Source organism: Algoriphagus halophilus (genome assembly GCF_900129785.1).
Lineage (GTDB): Bacteria > Bacteroidota > Bacteroidia > Cytophagales > Cyclobacteriaceae > Algoriphagus > Algoriphagus halophilus.
Genome location: NZ_FSRC01000003.1, coordinates 196,129 through 212,465 on the forward strand (window position 1 = coordinate 196,129; position 16,337 = coordinate 212,465).

The window sequence follows — 16,337 nt, forward strand, 5'->3', positions numbered from 1 at the left end:
TTAAGAATGCTAAGAAGTTCGAATATGTAATCTTCCGATTAAAAAAGTGTCCTGTGGTCTAGGTATATAAAAAAGCATCTCTGATAAAAGATGCCTTTTTAATGTTTCCTGATGTTATTAAAGGTTAGTTAGAATTAGTAGAGGGGTTTAAATGTTCTATTCACTTTTTTTCATTCCCCAAATTATGGAATATCACCAATCCATCCTTTCCCGCCACCGCAATATCCTTCCATCCGTCTTTGTTGAGGTCAGCAACTGAAAAATACAACCCACTTCCTTTGCCTTCTCCTGCCGGTCCATAGCTAATGATGTTTTTGCTAAAAGACTCCCCGTTCCATTTGAAATAGTATAATCCCACATAATCCTTGCCTCCTGGGTCTTTGCCATTATGTGCCCGGTGACGTTTTCCTGTCACTAGTTCATTTTGTCCATCATTATCTATGTCCACCCATTCCATGGTGTGGTATTGGGATTGATAAGGGTCGATTTGATGCTTGACAAAATTGAGGGTATTTCCTGTTTTTTGTTGCTCCAACCAAAACAAGCCAAATGTATGGGCTTGTCCTACTATAATGTCATTAAGCCCGTCTCCATTGACGTCTACAATGATCATAGGAATACTGGCATCACCTAAATTGAAGTCTTCATGCAATGTCCATTTTCCATTTTTCAAGTCATTGGGAGCTTCCAACCATCCTTCAGAAATCACTAAATCTTTTCTTCCATCTCCATTGATATCACCTAAGCCCAGTCCATGTCCATGCATGTCCGAAACAGGATACTTTTCAAACTGATCGGGACCCGTTTTCTTAAAAAAAGCGAGTGGTTTTCTAGGCGTATTTGGGAAAATTTCCAACACCCCATCTCCGTCGATATCCCAACCCCTGGTGGTTTCTATATTACCGGTTTTTGCAATTTCATGAATGGGCCACTCAGACCCATCTCCTGGATTTTCTTTCCAGATCAATGTTCCTTCAAACCATCCTCCCGTTACAAAATCCATTTTCCCATCCTCATTGACATCCATAGGGATGGTGGAAAAATCTTCATAATATTCGCCATAGCGTTTCACCTGTCCGATCAGAGATCGATCGATAAACTCGGGGCCTTTGTACCAAAAACTACCGGAGACCAAATCCAAAATCCCATCATTATTCACATCAAATACTCCCACTGATTCTGTGCTTTCGAAAGCGATTACCTGTTTCTGGAACTTCACGGTTGTTTCCTGAGCAGAAACCAATAACGGTGTTGAAGCCAGCAAAACAGTTAGGATTGGTTTTAGAGTACTCATGTTTTTGGGTTTAAGGGTATAAAGTACGATTTACGAAATACGAATTACGAGACTTTGGAAAGGTTTGAGATTAGAAGTCAAAAGTCTCAGATCAGAGGTCAGAAACGAGATTGCGACACTTCGTTCCTTACCTCACAATGATGTACTGATAAATCATAAATCAAATATCTGAAATCATATATCCCTTCACTTTTCCAAAGGATGCTCTTTGAGCAAATCTGCCGGCTTATAGAAGCCTTCCATATCCTTGATCTCTTCCCTTACCTTTTTGACCAATTCAGGTGAAATAGGTGAAGCTTGGTTCCCAAAGGAATTTCTTACATAGGTCAGAACAGCCGCTACTTCTGAATCATCTAACATGCCTTCAAATGGAGTCATAGGAACCTGTCCTGGATAATCTTTACCCAGTACGGTGATTGGACCCAATAATCCTTTTAAGACAATTTTGATTAATCTTTCCTCATTCCCAGTAACCCATGGAGTTCCTGCCAAAGGAGGGAATTGGGATGCAGATAATCCTCTTCCGTTTTCTTGGTGGCAAGTTTCACAGAATCCTTCTCTCGCATAAATTTCTTTACCCAAGACAAATAATTCCCTGTCGGATCCTGTAAGAGATGATTTGATGTCCTCTTCTTTTTTCTCAGATACGGATAGTCCATTGATATGGGCGATGGCAGTTTCCAGGGTTCTTGGAATCCAGGTATTATCCTTTTCTTGTTTTTCTGCCTCTGCTAAAATCGGAACACCAATTTCTTTAGGTAACCAAGAAGCAGCTGCGATGGCTTCCATTCTCACTCTACCATGCGGGTCTTTGACTGCGGCCATCAATAATTCCGGTTGGTCTTTCACCTGATGTCCAGTATACCTCAAAGCTCTCACTGAGGCAGCTCTCACCCGGTAATCATCAGACTGTAAGAGTTGCCTTAATAAGTCTTGATTGATTTTATTAATTCCCCAGGTTACCCAAAGTGCTTCTAGTCTATGGTGTTCATATCTAGGATCAGAAGGATCCAGTTCAGAAAGCCACTTGCTTACGGCTTCATATACTTCATCTGCATTTCTACCTCTCAATTCTCTTCTGGTTCTGTATCGAGTTCTGTATTCAGGCAGTTTTAAATTTTCCAACAATTCAGGAATGCTTGCGCCATCGATTTTTGCAGGTTCTACCAAAGGTCTTGAAGGGTAGGTTACTCTATAAACTCTACCATGGACATGGTCACGGAATGGGTCTCTTGCATTGTGCTGCATATGCCCAATTAGGATATTGTGCCAATCCACCACATACAATGAACCATCAGGCGCAATTTCCATATCTACTGGTCGAAAATTCCCATCCGTAGATTTGATTAAATCCTGAGCCCAATTGGTGGTAAATCCTACCGTGTCTTCATGTACTTTATGTTGCTTGGTACCCAAGAAACCAATGGTATTATTGATGATCAAGTCCCCTTGCATTTCTTCTGGGAAATGTCGGCTATAGATAAATTCCAGGCCTGAAGTAGGACGAACCATATGTTTCTGCTCAATCAAATTTGGGCCTTTGAAATTGGCATTTCCATAGCGAGGATACACGGAACCTGGAAGCATCCAGTTGACATTTGGTCCTGAGGTTTCTGCATAGAAGTTCTGTCCCCATTCATCAAAAGCAATTCCCCAAGGGTTTGGAATACTTACTTGGTTTACACGCTCCAACTTATGTCGTTTGGGCTCATACCGATAAAACCCTCCATTTGTACCTCTTACAGGTCCATAGGAAGTTTCCACATTGGTATGTAGAAACACCCCTTCTGCCATATGAATCGCGCCACTTTCGTCGGTGGTAAAGGCAGAGATGGCATGGTGAGTGTCGTGATCATCAAATCCACTCAGCAAGATTTCTTTTACATCCGCTTTGTCATCTCCGTCGGTATCTTTCAATAAAACCAAATTTGGTGCTTGAGAAACATAAACACCTTCAGGCGCTATTTCAAACCCTACAGGAATGGATAATCCGTCTGCAAAAACTTTCACCTCATCTGCTTTGCCATCTTTATCTGTGTCTTCAAATATCAGCAGTTTGTCATTTGGTTTGGAGTCGCCTGGCTTGTAATGAGGGTAACTAGGCATGACTGCTACCCAGAGTCTACCCTTGTTATCAAAAGACATTTGAACCGGATTGGCTAGTTCAGGAAATTCATCTTCTGAGGCAAATAATTCGATTTTATATCCTTTAGGAACTGAAATCGTTTTTAACGCATCTTCTCCATATTTGTATTCCAAGTCTCCATTGGCATCTGGATTGTAATTTGTTTTCACCTCTGGAAGTGATCGGGTCAATGCATCCGCTGCAGCCAAATCTTTCTTTTCTCCTTTGGTCGCCATCCAAATGGCCGTATCCCGAATTGCCGTCATTTGACGGATTTTTTCCAATTCAAATGGGTAGTTGTCAGGACCGAATGGATCATATCTACGACCGAAGACATGTACTCCATTTGGGATTTTATAATCATTATGCCAGATCCAGTTTTTCTCCATGACAGCTTCATGGATCAGCTCCTCATTCTCTGGGACTTTTGGGGTTCCGCCGAAAATTTCATCAGCCAAAAACTCAGAAAACATGCGGTACCCTTTGTCATTCAATTGAGAGCCATCAATGGTTAGGGGTTCGTTTTCCAACGCGTACCATTTCTCGCTAGGACCAAAAGCATCTACGAATAGTACGTTTTCATGCTTGGCTACCACTTCTTCCATGGCTTCGGTATAAAGCAATATGTTTTTGTTCTCTGCTTTTCCATCGGGTACATCTAGTTGATCCGATAAATCCTCGAATGCTATTGGGGAAACAATAGCTAATTGTGGAGCGGTGCTGTCGTTGTAGGTTTGTGCAAGTGTATGGCGGATAAAAGCGTCTAGCTCCGCCTTAAAATTCTGTAGTCCTGCTTCTCCCTGGAAGCTTTCATTGAAACCGAAAAAACCAATGATCACATCTGCTTTTAATCGGGTCAGCCATTCATCAGGTTTCTCAAAAAAGCCAATACTTCCTGATGGCGTGGCATATTCTTCTTGAAAATCTTCAGCTCCAGGGAAAGCCCAAGGGTCATTGATGGCAGATCTGGGTCTAAACCCAGGGGTATCCCCTGGGTCGGACATATTTCGAATGATGAGTTGATTGTCTGGGAACCTTTCGTAAAGTTCTGTTTCGAAATAGCCAAAATTCATCATTCTGGAGCCGAGATTATTTCCGACCATCATGATGTGACTGTCCTTTTTTACTTCAATTTTTTGATCAGGGGTACAGCTAAAAGCTAAAAGTCCAATTGCTGTTGCCAGCACTTGCGCAAAAGAATTAATTTTTCTCATTATTGTGTATTCGTCCAATATAAGTTTAGCCAGAATTCGGAGCTTAAACAAGCTAAAAATGTCAATTGGATGCTATTTAGGTTTTAAGGGAAATTGTATTGCTAGGTAGCCAATCCATGAGAAATCCTATCCTGTACTAGGGGGTGTCTTTTTTGTTTTTTCCTAAAAATTTCATTGAAGGGAAAATGAACCTCTGGAAAAAGTTGGTCGATTACCGGGGTAAAAATTGACAGGTTGGATTACTTAAAAAGGTATCAAAAAGGATGCAATTCCCAATATTCGGAGTTAAAAGAATGAAAAGACCTTCAAGGTTTTTAAAACCTCAAAGGTCCATGAATCAAGCAGGGTTAAAATACGCCTTTAAAACCCTCTATCTTTTGGTCTACCTGGGTATCTACTGGGAATGCAAACATGGTTTGATCCCAAACAAAGTGAATGCTTGCCACTTTATTGTCCTCTGCAGAAATCATAAACATCATTCTTTCATGAGGCATAGGTGGAGTCATGGTTTTTACCTTGAAAGCAACGGCGTCGTCAGCAGCCACTGCAGCTTCATCAATTTTGCCGTCTTTCATGTAGGCGAACACTGCATTTGCTTTTGGGTTCAAATGAACAGTCCATTCTCCGGATTCCATGGGAGTAATAAATAGTGAGTATTTTCCAGCGTTCAGGTTTTTTCCTGCCACACTTACTGGAGTGCTAAACTCGATGATGGTAGGATTATTGGCGCCAGCTCTCCAGGTAACCCCGAATTTTTCTAAGTCCCCAAATACTTTTCTGCCTTTCACAGCAGGAGAAGAGTAATCAATACTGATTTTAGTAAAACCAACGACTTGGGAAACATGGGCAGCAGGACTTGGTGCTGGAGCTTGTAATTGGGCGAAAGATTGGGTGGTAAATGCAAGGCAAATAAATAAGATCATTGCCAAGCAATAGGATTTGTTGTTCATGAGATTGATTTTGAATTTAAAATTGATGTATAAATTATGATGGAATTTAACCTTGGTTTTAATGGATTGTTTCAATCCTCATTTTTAAAAACTTATAGGTTAGATAATCAATGAGTTTATTTTTCTAATTGGGATTTAATAAAGGCAATACTCAATGGGATCTGACTCACGGACCTGCTACTTTCATCCTCAATGGTTAGGTATTCGGTGCCCTGCTTCTTAGCCTCTTTGATGATTCCAGCGATATCCACGTCTCCCGTTCCTAGTACCACATTCGTTTCCACGTCTCCATGACCATCATTGGATCCGGGTGTTCCGATTAACCGGTCTTTCAAATGTAGCATGGGGAATTTTCCTTTGTGTTTTTTCATGATTTTCAGAGGGTCTCCTCCACCCATTTTAACCCAAAAAACATCTATGTTGAATTCAAAATTTTTCGCGTTTTTCAACATGTAATCCATGATTACCCCATTTCCTTCCGGATTGGGAGCAAACTCATAACCATGTGGGTGGTATAAAAACACTAAGCCTTCTTTTTTCAATTCTTTTCCAGTCTGATTAAAAAGTGCAGTAGCCACTTTTATTTCGTCTAAGGAGATCGGTCCTTCTGCATGCGGAATCCAGTAGCAAGTCACATACTTTGCTCCAAACCGTTTGGCTTCTTGGATAATAGGTGTTAATGATTGAGTCAGTTGGTTATAGTCGGCACCAACTCCAACGAACTTTAAATTATTGTCCTCTAATAGTTTCTCATATTCCAAGTCTGTCATTCCATAGTTGCCACCTCCTTCGAGGTTTTCAATTCCCCACTCAGATATTAATTGATGGTATTTGACAGGGTCTTCCTTCATTTCATTTCTAAGGGAGTAGAGTTGAAGGGCTATTTCCTGAGAATAGCTTGATGAAAGCGGTAGGAAACCAAAAAATATCAAGGCAATAGTGTAAATCAGCTTTTTCATATGGGTTTAATGTATTGATTCTCGTAAATTACGAAGAATGTTCGGCTTTATGCGGATTCAAATTATTAAACAATAACCTAAAACTATGAAAACAAGTCGAAGAGACTTTGTCAAACAAACCTCCCTTGCGGGATTAGCCATGAGTATTGCACCTTCATTTTCTTTCGGGTTCAATACAGATGAAATTATCGGACACGGTGATTTTCAATATAAAGTAGATCCTAAATGGGGCATGTTAGACCCTTCTAAGGTGCCTGTAGTGAATTGCCACGAGATGGTCATGGACCGAAAAGGGAGAATGATCATGTTAACTGATGAAGCAAAAAATAATGTGATCATTTATGATCAATCCGGCAAGCTTTTAAAAACTTGGACCTTAGGCTTGGATCGGGCACACGGGTTGACCTTAGTGGATGAGGGAGATGCGGAATATTTATGGATTTGTGATAATGGAGGCAGAGTGGTCAAAACCACGTTAGATGGAACCATCGTCAGTGAGATTGTTTCTCCTGTGAAAGAAGAGATTTATACCGAAAAAATGTCATGGGTGCCTACAGAAACGACCATAGGCCCCAATGGAGATTTGTACATTGCAGATGGCTATGGCTCTCAATATTTCCTTCAATACGATAGGGATGGGGTTTTTAAAAGAAAATTTGGAGGTCCTGGTTCTGGAGATTCTCAGTTTAGTACTGCCCATGGGATTACAGTAGACCAACGTGGCGGGAAAACACCTACACTTCTATGTACTTCAAGGGGACATAATTCATTCAAGAGGTTCAGTTTAGAAGGAGAATACCAAGAGACTATATTCTTACCGGGGGCTTTTGTTTGCAGGCCTGTAATTCATGGAGATAACCTCTATGCTGGTGTATGTTGGTCAAGATTGAGGTATTTGGAGCAAACTCCAGATTCAGGTTTTGTGACCATTCTCAATAAAGAGAATCAAGTGGTTTCAAATCCAGGAGGTACCGCTCCTGAATATCGGGATGGTAAATTACAGTTGATGGTTCAGTCTCAACCTATTTTCAAGCATTGCCATGATGTGTGCATTGATCAGGATGAAAATATCTATGTATGCCAGTGGAATGCTGGAAAAACCTATCCCATTAAATTGACAAGAGTTTAATATATCCATAATTCTAAATCCAATTCCTATGAAAAATGTAACTGTTGGTTGGTTTGAAATTCCTGTTGCTGACATGGACAGAGCCATTGCTTTTTATGAAAAAGTTTTTGATTGTAAGTTGAATAAGCAAGTCATGGGAGATTTTCAAATGGCCTGGTTTCCATGGGAGGATATGGAAAAAGGGGCAGGTGGCAGTTTGGTATACCATAAGGAGTTTTATGCCATCAGCGATTTGGCTGGCCCATTAATTTATTTTTCATCAGAGGATTGTGATATCGAATTAGGAAGGGTAGAGGATGCGGGAGGAAAAGTTCAGATACCCAAGAGAATGATCGCTCCAGATATTGGATATATGGGAGTGTTTAGGGATTCTGAAGGGAATAGGATTGCGATTCACTCTAGAAGTTAAAAATTGACAAACCCCTGATTTTTTAAATTCAGGGGTTTTATTTTGCCTAAATGGAAATGAGTAAAGTTCAATAGATAGAATAATGAGTTTGTTTGATTTAGATTTTGATCCAGCTAAGAATCTTCTTCCAGAAGGAGGTACGGTACATTATTATGGGAAGTTATTCAATCAAAAGGAGGCTGATCAATATTTCCAGATCTTATTAAATGAGATTGAATGGAGGAATGATGAGGCTATCATCTTTGGTAAAAAGATCATTACAAAAAGAAAGGTAGCCTGGTATGCTGAAAATCCCTATGAATATACCTACTCAAATAGTACCAAGACTGCTTTACCTTGGACTAAGGCATTATTGGAGTTGAAAAATAAAGTGGAGGAGAAGACGGGAGAAACTTTTAATTCCTGCTTGCTAAACCTCTACCATAACGGAGCAGAAGGGATGGCATGGCACAGTGATGGAGAAAAAGATTTAAAAAGGAATGGAGCGATCGGTTCCCTTAGCTTGGGAGCTGAAAGAAAATTTGCATTCAAACACAAAGAGACCAAGCAAAAGGTGGAAATGATGTTGGAGCATGGCAGTCTATTGGTGATGAAGGATAAAACACAGAGCAATTGGCTTCATCGATTGCCTCCAACCAAAAAGGTGTCTGAAGCCAGAATAAACCTGACTTTTCGAACCATCGTCGAAAACCCCTAATCTAAACCAAAACGACTTTTAGGCTTTTAGCACCATGGGCACCAATTACAAGGGATTGTTCTATATCAGCAGTTTTGGAAGGTCCGGCGATAAATACTCCGAAACCTGAATAATGCAAACCAATGAGGGAGTAGGCCTCATGCATGTTTCCCACTAATTTAGATTTTTCCAGTACGATGACTAAGTGCTGGGTGATAAAGGGAACTGCCCTTAAACCTAGGTTTTCATCTTCCAGCCATATTGCCGCATTTTCTGCAACACCCAATTGGCCATCAATAATGGCAAGGTCCAAATCATTTAAATCTGTACCCTTTTCAGGTAGTTCAAAAGTTTTTAAATCAGGAATTAATTTAGAGCCTGAATAGACTTTTGGATAGGCTCCTGAATTTACTAAATCCACCAATTCCAACTCGGAGATAAGAGTTCCCTTATTGTTTTTGACAGATTGCTGAAAGGTTTCTAAAATATTTTCTGCCGCATCAAATGAAGGGACAGCAGGTAGTGGCTGCTCTTCTTGCGAAAGCTTTTTAATGCTGGATAGTATCAATTCTTTACTGCTCATGATCTGTTTTTTTGATACCATTCTTTAAATGATTCTTTGGGGACTTCAGGTAGATCCCGGTTTTTTCCCCAGGCATTCAGAGGATTATAGATCACTGAATTTGGAAGGGTTTTCAACGTGGATCGAAGCAATTTTCCTGATATTTTGTAAGCCAAAGGACTTTTAAATATGCCATTGGCCATTTTCATAGACATTCCTTTAGCGGTCCAACCCTGAGCTTTGGTGATTTCTTGCCTCCATTCATACAATTGCTCATGAATGTTGATTTTCACTGGGCAGACATCCGAACAGCTTCCACATAAGGTGGAGGCAAAAGGTAATGTACTGTATTTTTTTACATCAATTCCCGGCGAAAGTATAGACCCAATAGGACCAGGTACCGTACTGCCGTAACTATACCCCCCACTTCTTCTGTAAATGGGACATGTATTCATACAGGCTCCACATCGAATGCACTTTAATGAATTTTTAAATTTCTCCCGAGCCAGTTGTTTGGTTCTTCCATTGTCCACTAAAATCAAATGGATTTCCTTGCCTGGAGCTGGACTTCTAAAGTGAGAATTATAATTGGTGATTGATTGTCCAGTAGCAGATCTGGCTAATAATCTCAAGAAAATACCTAAATCTGCTCTTCTTGGGATGATTTTTTCAATTCCCATACAGGCAATATGCACATCTGCTAAATGAACTCCCATGTCTGCATTTCCTTCATTGGTACAGACTACAAACTCCCCAGTTTCAGGAATGGCAAAATTCACTCCAGTGACAGCCACTTTAGCCGACATAAACTTGTCTCTTAAATGCTGTCTGGCTGCATGAGTTAAATATACAGGATCCTCATTTCCTTTCTCTGTATGGAGTTTCTCATGGAAAATTTCAGAGATATCCCCCTTTTTTAAGTGAATGGCCGGGAGGACAATATGGCTTGGAGGTTGCTTTAAAAACTGAACAATCCGTTCTCCAAGGTCAGTATCCACCACTTCTACCCCATGTTCTTCCAAATAGGGGTTGAGGTGGCATTCCTCAGTCAATATGGATTTACTTTTGACGATTGCCTTGCATTTCTTTTCTTTCAAAATGCTCAAAACAATCTCATTATGTTCCTTTGCATCTTTAGCCCAATGAACTTTAATACCATTGGCAGTTGCTTTTTCTTCAAGTTCCTCCAAATAGACATCTAATTTGGACAAAACATGGTTTTTGATTCCGGATGCAAGGTTTCTAAGCTCCTCCCATTCAGGGATATTTTTGCTTGCGAGATCTCTTTTCTCACGGACAAACCAAAGAGTTTCATCATGCCAATGGGCTCTTTTTTCGTCCTTCAAGAAATTTGCGGCTTGACTTGGATGGCTCATGAGATGGCTTGATTTAAAATTTCTGCCAAATGCATAAACTTGACAGGTTTATGATTTCTTTCTGCGATTCCTTGTAAATGCATCAAACAAGAGGTGTCTCCTCCGCAAATGATTTCTACTTGATGTTCCAAATGATCCGAAAGCCTATCTTTTCCCATTTGAACAGACAATGCTTCTTCGGAGACGGCAAAGGTTCCGCCAAAACCACAGCATTCATCTTTTCTGGTAAGATTGACTACTTCCAGATCTTCAATTCCTGCAAATAGGTCCATTGCTTTGCTAAATGGAGTTTCATTCAATTCAGAGGAGGAACTTAACCTTAATCCTCTTTGCCCATGGCAAGAGGAATGAAAACCTATTCGGTGAGGGAAAGATCCTTTGATGGTGCCTACTTTTAATACATCAGTGAGAAACTCACTTAATTCAAAAATTTTGGATTGAACCTCCTTTTGGACTTTACTTAAATCCCCCATTTTGGGTTGGTGTTCTTTGATATGTAGCACACAACTTCCAGAAGGAGCCACGATGTAATCAAACCCCTTAAAGGTCTCTAGAAACTGCCTTGTTGTACCTTCGGTATCTCTCTCAAATCCTGAATTGGCCATTGGCTGCCCACAACAAGTTTGATCCATTGGATAGGTGACAATACACCCCAATTTTTCCAATAATTCTAAAGTAGCCTTTCCTACGTGTGGATAGAACTGGTCAATGTAACAAGGTATAAAAAGGGCAACTTCCATGGATTTTATTAATAGATTCAAACAATTTTGGAATTTAAGAATCGTAAAGAATGAAGTTAGGAGTATTTTTAAGGTTTGGGAAGAATTAAATTACCGGTGGTTTAAAATCTGGCTGAACCAGTAAAGCTGCTCCCAAGGCAGTTCCTAAGGCAAAATCACTGGTCAGAATTTCTAATTCAGGTAATTTTTTTCTCAACATTCCTACGAATATTTCATTGGCATTAAACCCTCCATCTATAAACATTCTTGAGACCGAAGAGTTTGCCCAAACTAATTTAAGTGCTGCAATCTGGAGGTCCGTCAACTCGTGAATAAAGCTGTAATAAGCATCTTCAAAATCCTCGAATTCCTCAAAATTCATGGATTCGGCTTGCGTTAACCCATAGGCCTCAGGCTTTAGGTAATGGAACCGAACTCGGTTAGGTTTAGATTTAACCTGATTAAATCTATACTCTTCAAATGCCAATTTCTTATATGTACCCATTGGCTTTTGGAAGAATTCATACATCTTTTCTACTTGGTATTTATGCTCTTCGCCGATAAATAGTCGGCTGATTTTGATAGGATCACCCGTAATCCCAATAAACTGAAGGCAATCTTTCAATAATTCCGACTCAGTCAAAGGACTCTTATTGAACGGGTTGATACTAATCGCCCAAGTTCCTGTGGACAAAAGCATAAATGGCTCATTTTCCCTTTTCAAATAGGGTAGAAGTGCTGAGGAAGAATCATGGACTCCAATTCCAGAAGGGATTTCACCAAACTCTGGTAAAGTTTTGAAAATAGAAGAACTATTCATTGCTGGAAGCAACAAATCCAGAACCTCATTTTCTTTCAACCATTTATGATATTCTTGCTTTTTAAAATCCCAAAGGCCCGTATGACATCCAATGCTGGTGAAATCAGATACAAATTTCCCGGTAAAGATGGAACTCAGGTACTGAGGTAAATGGAACGTATGTTTGATTTTTTTGAATTGTTCAGGTTTTTCATTCTTTAGGAAATAAAGCTGAAGACCTGAATTCAGCATGGCCAAAGGAGGAGAGGCTGTGGTGGTACAAAACACCATTCTGCCCCCCTGTTCTTTGTAAAACTGATCTAAGAGTTCCTCTGGGTATGGTTTTAAATAATCATATAAAGGAGTGACAGGCTGCCCATTTTCATCTGTATGAACGAGGGTAGCCCCATAACTCGTGAAATTAATTCGAGTAATTTCGAACTCTTCCATTTGACGAGCTTTGTTGAATGTATCAATCATCCAGTCTTTCAACTCGTCAATTGGTTCAGATTGGAAACCATCTTCATCTACCCCTGGCTCCAGTCTGTGGTAAGTTTGATATACTACTTCTAAGTCTTGATCAAATAGAAAGAATTTTTTATTGGTCTTCCCAATATCGAAAATAGCGGTTACTGAAATTTTATTCATGAATGTTCAAGACCCATTAAATTGAATAATTGTTAGAGAGATCTTCTGACGATAAGTCTAAAAGGATTTTTGATTGGCATTCGATCTTCTGTTCCTAAAATTTGGTTGGCAATAGACCTTCCCATATGGATAAAATCTGTGGAAATGGTAGAAATTCCTTTGTCTAAAATCTCTTTTAAGGGAGTTTCATTGTATGAAATCAAACCAACATCCTGTCCCAGATTCAAGCCTTGTTCTCTGGACTTCTTGATGATATTCACCAGATCTGACTCAGCTAATACCAAGAAAAGATCACCTTCATAAAGAGGCTCATCATCAATTCCATCCAAGATCAGGTTTTCAAAATCGTGGAAAAAACAAAAACGTTTGAATCCATCCACAATTTCCACAGGATACATATCCCCTTTTGGAAACACCAAGATCATTCTTTTATACTTCCTTAAATGGCTTAGCCCAGATTCTAGTGCAGCGAAAATATCTTTTGCAAAATCCTGAAAAATCCCTGGGAATTCGTTTTCATGGCCTTTTACAGCTCGATCCATAATCAACATCCTATCCTTTGGGATTTTCTTTAAAAGCTCGTATCCAGTCACAGGGTGTGTGTCTTTGTCAAAGAAATGAGGGGCTACAACATAATAATTGTATTTCCCCATGCTTTGATGCAGCAAATCTTCCAGCAGGTTCACATTATAATGGTGAATATGCATATCTACCGTAGCATTATCTCCAAGAGTCTCTATGATGGAATAGTAGATGATTTTCTTGTAAGAGCTTAATTTGTTGAACAAAAGGAGAACTTTTAGTTTATTCTCAACATTCGTGGAACTGACATAGAAGCCCTTGCCTCTCACCGATGTGATGATACCGCGGTCCTTTAGCTCATTATAAGCTTTCTCTACAGTATCTCGGGAGAGTAAGAAGTCAAAACTAGTTTCATTAATAGAAGGAATTCGATCCCCGATGTTTAGTTTTCCTTTTTCAATTTCATCGAGGATCAAATTCACTACTTGTAAATACTTAGGGGTCCTTGAATCCGTAAGGATTCTTTCCGATTTGTCGACAAGCATAGCGTTCTGGGTTATGTTGGGTTTGGGTACTCATTGTTTTCTATCTAGGAAAAGCCGGCGCCAATCCACCGTCCACGTTGATCATGTTTCCGGTTGATTTATTGAGCATTCCGGAAACGAAAGCAAAAGCTGCATCAGCGATGTCGGATGTTTTCACGGCTTCTTTGAGTAAGGTTCTGTTGGCATAATAAGCAGGAAGGTCCTTCACTTCAATTCCATAGGCCTTTGCCCGGTTTTCGGCCCATCCACCTTCCCAGATGTTAGAGTTTTCGATGACTGCATCCGGGTTGACCACATTGACGCGGATCTTGTCCTCACCGAGTTCGGCTGCCATCAATCTGGACATGTGCAGCTGTGCTGCCTTTGCGGTGCCATAAGCCACATTTTTAGGCCCTGCCACCAAAGCATTCTTGCTGACGATATTGACGATGTCCCCACCGAGTCCCTGCTGCTTGAGGATCTTGACTCCCTGCTGGGACACCTCAAACTGTCCCTTGACCAGGATGTCCAGCAGTTTGTTCCAGTCCTCCTCGGTATGTTCTTCCAAAGGCTTGGAGATGGAGATCCCTGCATTGTTGACGATGATGTCCAGTCCGCCGAACTTCAGGCAGATTTCCTGCATGGCTTTTTTGAGGCTTTCGGTATCGGTGACATCCAGGGTAACTCCCAGGAATACATCCTTTCCGTATTTTTTCTGCATTTCCGCTTCGGTCTGTGCAAGTCTTTCCGCATTGATGTCGGTGACCACCACACAGGCTCCTTCCTGTAAATATCGTTCGGCAATGCCTTTGCCGATTCCCCCTGCACTCCCTGTGATCAAAGCGATCCTTCTGGATAGGGGTTTTTCTTTAGGCATGCGCTGAAGCTTGGCCTCTTCAAGCAACCAGTATTCGATGTTGAATGCTTCCTGAAGGGGAAGGGAAACATAAGAGGAAACGGCCTCTGCCCCTCTCATTACGTTGATGGCGTTGATATAGAATTCGGAAGCTACCCTGGAAGTCTGCTTGTCCTTGGCAAAGGAGAAAAGACCTACACCCGGCCACAGAATGATGACCGGGTTGGGGTCACGCATGGCAGGGGAATTGGGATGCTTATGTTTTTCATAGTAATCGGCATACATCTCCCGGTACTTCTGGAATTCGACTTCCAGTTCAGCCTTCAAAGAAGCGGGATCGGAAAGGTCCACATCTGCGGGGATGTCGAGCACCAAAGGGGATATCTTGGTACGGAGGAAGTGATCCGGACAGGAGGTGCCCATGGGTGCAAGTTTGTTCAGGTCGTTGGAATTGATGAACTGCAGTACTACCTCGGTATCGGAGAAGGTACCGACCATTTTCTTTTCGGAGGAAGCCAGTCCACGAAGCACTGGAGCCAGCAAGGCAGCCTGTGAGGCGCGCTGCTCGGCAGGAAGCGATGTGACTTTCTGTCCACCGAATACCGGTCTGTTTTTACCGTAATTGGCCTCCAGGTAAGCCGAGGCGGTTTCGATGACTTCCAAGCTGTTGATATAACACTCAAAAGACGTGTCTCCCCAGGTGAAGAGCCCATGTCCACCGAGCATGATTCCCCGGATCCCGGGATTGTCCTCCAAGGTCTGCTGCAACTGGAGTCCCAGATCGAATCCCGGCTTCTGCCAAGGTACCCAGGCGATCTGTCCGTTCCAGAGTTCCTGGGTGATCTTCTCACCTTCCTTGGAAGCGGCAATGGCAATGGCTGCATCAGGATGGAGGTGGTCAATGTGTTTGAAAGGTAAAAAAGCATGCAAAGGGGTGTCGATGGAAGGTGCTTTGGAGTCCAGATCGTAGATACAGTGGTTGAAAAGGCCCACCATTTCGTCTTCAAACTCAATGCCCCTGTAGATTCCCTGCAGTGCCCGGAGTTTGTCGACATATAGACCGGCCAGTCCGGCCTTGGTGAGTGTTCCGATGTCCCCGCCGGATCCTTTGACCCACATGATTTCCACAGACTCCTTGGTCAGCGGATCTTTTTCAAAAGTTTTGCAACTGGTATTGCCCCCACCGTAGTTGGTGATGCGGAGGTCGGCACCCAGGATATTGGATCTATAAATTAATAGGTCAACTTCGTTTCCTTCCAAAGCGGCAGCCTTTTTATCATCCCATAAAAAGCTGACATGCTTGAATTCTTTTGTATTCGTAGTCATTTACAATTTCAATTTTAATAGGTTGAATATGGGACAACCCAGGCTTTTTGGTGTCCTGTGCTGTCTTGAAATGGGTCATTTTTGTTACTTCAAGCCAATTTTAGCCCATTATTCTATTGTTAATTTTCGAAGGACAATTTAAGGAAATGAGGATGGAAGGGAAACAGCTTTTGGCTTTTATTCTATCTTTTATCAAATTTCAAGGATGCAACAGGATAGTTGACAGGTTAATTTTGGATTTTTTACCCG

At 41.2% G+C, this 16,337-nt stretch carries 13 protein-coding genes; 3 read left to right on the plus strand and 10 right to left on the minus strand.

Annotation, left to right across the window (positions count from 1 at the left end; all coding sequences use genetic code 11):
* Positions 1 to 160 precede the first annotated feature (160 nt).
* From BUR11_RS17635 to BUR11_RS17650, 4 genes are all read right to left on the minus strand, one after another.
* A complete protein-coding gene (locus BUR11_RS17635; RefSeq protein WP_074226338.1) occupies positions 161 to 1,294 on the minus strand; it encodes an FG-GAP repeat domain-containing protein in 1,134 nt (377 codons plus the stop codon).
* A 186-nt stretch (positions 1,295 to 1,480) separates the two neighbouring features.
* Entirely contained in the window at positions 1,481 to 4,633 is a 3,153-nt protein-coding gene (locus BUR11_RS17640) for a PVC-type heme-binding CxxCH protein (RefSeq protein WP_074226339.1), read from the minus strand.
* Between the two features lie 347 nt (positions 4,634 to 4,980).
* Positions 4,981 to 5,583: a DUF2911 domain-containing protein gene (locus BUR11_RS17645; protein ID WP_074226602.1), complete on the minus strand. Its 603-nt coding sequence runs from the start codon at positions 5,581 to 5,583 to the stop codon at positions 4,981 to 4,983.
* A gap of 116 nt (positions 5,584 to 5,699) precedes the next feature.
* Positions 5,700 to 6,542, minus strand: coding sequence for a sugar phosphate isomerase/epimerase family protein (locus tag BUR11_RS17650; RefSeq protein WP_074226340.1), 843 nt, complete (start codon positions 6,540 to 6,542; stop codon positions 5,700 to 5,702).
* Positions 6,543 to 6,627: 85 nt separating this feature from the next.
* Here BUR11_RS17650 and BUR11_RS17655 point away from each other — a divergent pair, with 85 nt between their 5' ends.
* From BUR11_RS17655 to BUR11_RS17665, 3 genes are all read left to right on the plus strand, one after another.
* Positions 6,628 to 7,671: a twin-arginine translocation signal domain-containing protein gene (locus BUR11_RS17655; RefSeq protein WP_074226341.1), complete on the plus strand. Its 1,044-nt coding sequence runs from the start codon at positions 6,628 to 6,630 to the stop codon at positions 7,669 to 7,671.
* Between the two features lie 28 nt (positions 7,672 to 7,699).
* Complete coding sequence (locus BUR11_RS17660; protein ID WP_074226342.1) at positions 7,700 to 8,080, plus strand: VOC family protein; 381 nt, start codon at positions 7,700 to 7,702, stop codon at positions 8,078 to 8,080.
* 82 nt (positions 8,081 to 8,162) lie between these two features.
* Positions 8,163 to 8,777, plus strand: a complete 615-nt coding sequence (locus BUR11_RS17665; RefSeq protein WP_074226343.1) for an alpha-ketoglutarate-dependent dioxygenase AlkB family protein — start codon at positions 8,163 to 8,165, stop codon at positions 8,775 to 8,777.
* Between the two features lies 1 nt (position 8,778).
* On the opposite strand, the gene BUR11_RS17670 is transcribed toward BUR11_RS17665, so the two are convergent.
* The 6 genes from BUR11_RS17670 to BUR11_RS17695 all read right to left on the minus strand — a co-directional run bounded on the left by BUR11_RS17670 (position 8,779) and on the right by BUR11_RS17695 (position 16,088).
* Positions 8,779 to 9,339 (minus strand): LutC/YkgG family protein, encoded by a 561-nt coding sequence (locus BUR11_RS17670; RefSeq protein WP_074226603.1) that lies wholly within the window; start codon positions 9,337 to 9,339, stop codon positions 8,779 to 8,781.
* The gene (locus BUR11_RS17675; protein ID WP_074226344.1) at positions 9,336 to 10,694 is read right to left on the minus strand and encodes a lactate utilization protein B; all 1,359 of its coding nucleotides are present in this window, start codon (positions 10,692 to 10,694) and stop codon (positions 9,336 to 9,338) included. Before BUR11_RS17675 ends, BUR11_RS17670 begins: the two co-directional genes overlap by 4 nt.
* Positions 10,691 to 11,434, minus strand: a complete 744-nt coding sequence (locus BUR11_RS17680) for a (Fe-S)-binding protein (protein WP_074226345.1) — start codon at positions 11,432 to 11,434, stop codon at positions 10,691 to 10,693. Before BUR11_RS17680 ends, BUR11_RS17675 begins: the two co-directional genes overlap by 4 nt.
* An 85-nt stretch (positions 11,435 to 11,519) precedes the next feature.
* Positions 11,520 to 12,860, minus strand: coding sequence for an FGGY-family carbohydrate kinase (locus BUR11_RS17685; RefSeq protein WP_074226346.1), 1,341 nt, complete (start codon positions 12,858 to 12,860; stop codon positions 11,520 to 11,522).
* A 32-nt stretch (positions 12,861 to 12,892) separates the two neighbouring features.
* Positions 12,893 to 13,927 (minus strand): GntR family transcriptional regulator, encoded by a 1,035-nt coding sequence (locus BUR11_RS17690; protein ID WP_074226347.1) that lies wholly within the window; start codon positions 13,925 to 13,927, stop codon positions 12,893 to 12,895.
* Between the two features lie 40 nt (positions 13,928 to 13,967).
* Complete coding sequence (locus tag BUR11_RS17695; protein WP_074226348.1) at positions 13,968 to 16,088, minus strand: bifunctional aldolase/short-chain dehydrogenase; 2,121 nt, start codon at positions 16,086 to 16,088, stop codon at positions 13,968 to 13,970.
* Positions 16,089 to 16,337: the final 249 nt, after the last annotated feature.

Bases quoted from the DNA above. Each gene is read 5' to 3' on its own strand.
- BUR11_RS17635 (WP_074226338.1), bottom strand. From the start codon at position 1,294: ATGAGTACTCTAAAACCAATCCTAACTGTTTTGCTGGCTTCAACACCG.
- BUR11_RS17640 (WP_074226339.1), bottom strand. From the start codon at position 4,633: ATGAGAAAAATTAATTCTTTTGCGCAAGTGCTGGCAACAGCAATTGGA.
- BUR11_RS17645 (WP_074226602.1), bottom strand. From the start codon at position 5,583: ATGAACAACAAATCCTATTGCTTGGCAATGATCTTATTTATTTGCCTT.
- BUR11_RS17650 (WP_074226340.1), bottom strand. From the start codon at position 6,542: ATGAAAAAGCTGATTTACACTATTGCCTTGATATTTTTTGGTTTCCTA.
- BUR11_RS17655 (WP_074226341.1), top strand. From the start codon at position 6,628: ATGAAAACAAGTCGAAGAGACTTTGTCAAACAAACCTCCCTTGCGGGA.
- BUR11_RS17660 (WP_074226342.1), top strand. From the start codon at position 7,700: ATGAAAAATGTAACTGTTGGTTGGTTTGAAATTCCTGTTGCTGACATG.
- BUR11_RS17665 (WP_074226343.1), top strand. From the start codon at position 8,163: ATGAGTTTGTTTGATTTAGATTTTGATCCAGCTAAGAATCTTCTTCCA.
- BUR11_RS17670 (WP_074226603.1), bottom strand. From the start codon at position 9,339: ATGAGCAGTAAAGAATTGATACTATCCAGCATTAAAAAGCTTTCGCAA.
- BUR11_RS17675 (WP_074226344.1), bottom strand. From the start codon at position 10,694: ATGAGCCATCCAAGTCAAGCCGCAAATTTCTTGAAGGACGAAAAAAGA.
- BUR11_RS17680 (WP_074226345.1), bottom strand. From the start codon at position 11,434: ATGGAAGTTGCCCTTTTTATACCTTGTTACATTGACCAGTTCTATCCA.
- BUR11_RS17685 (WP_074226346.1), bottom strand. From the start codon at position 12,860: ATGAATAAAATTTCAGTAACCGCTATTTTCGATATTGGGAAGACCAAT.
- BUR11_RS17690 (WP_074226347.1), bottom strand. From the start codon at position 13,927: ATGCTTGTCGACAAATCGGAAAGAATCCTTACGGATTCAAGGACCCCT.
- BUR11_RS17695 (WP_074226348.1), bottom strand. From the start codon at position 16,088: ATGACTACGAATACAAAAGAATTCAAGCATGTCAGCTTTTTATGGGAT.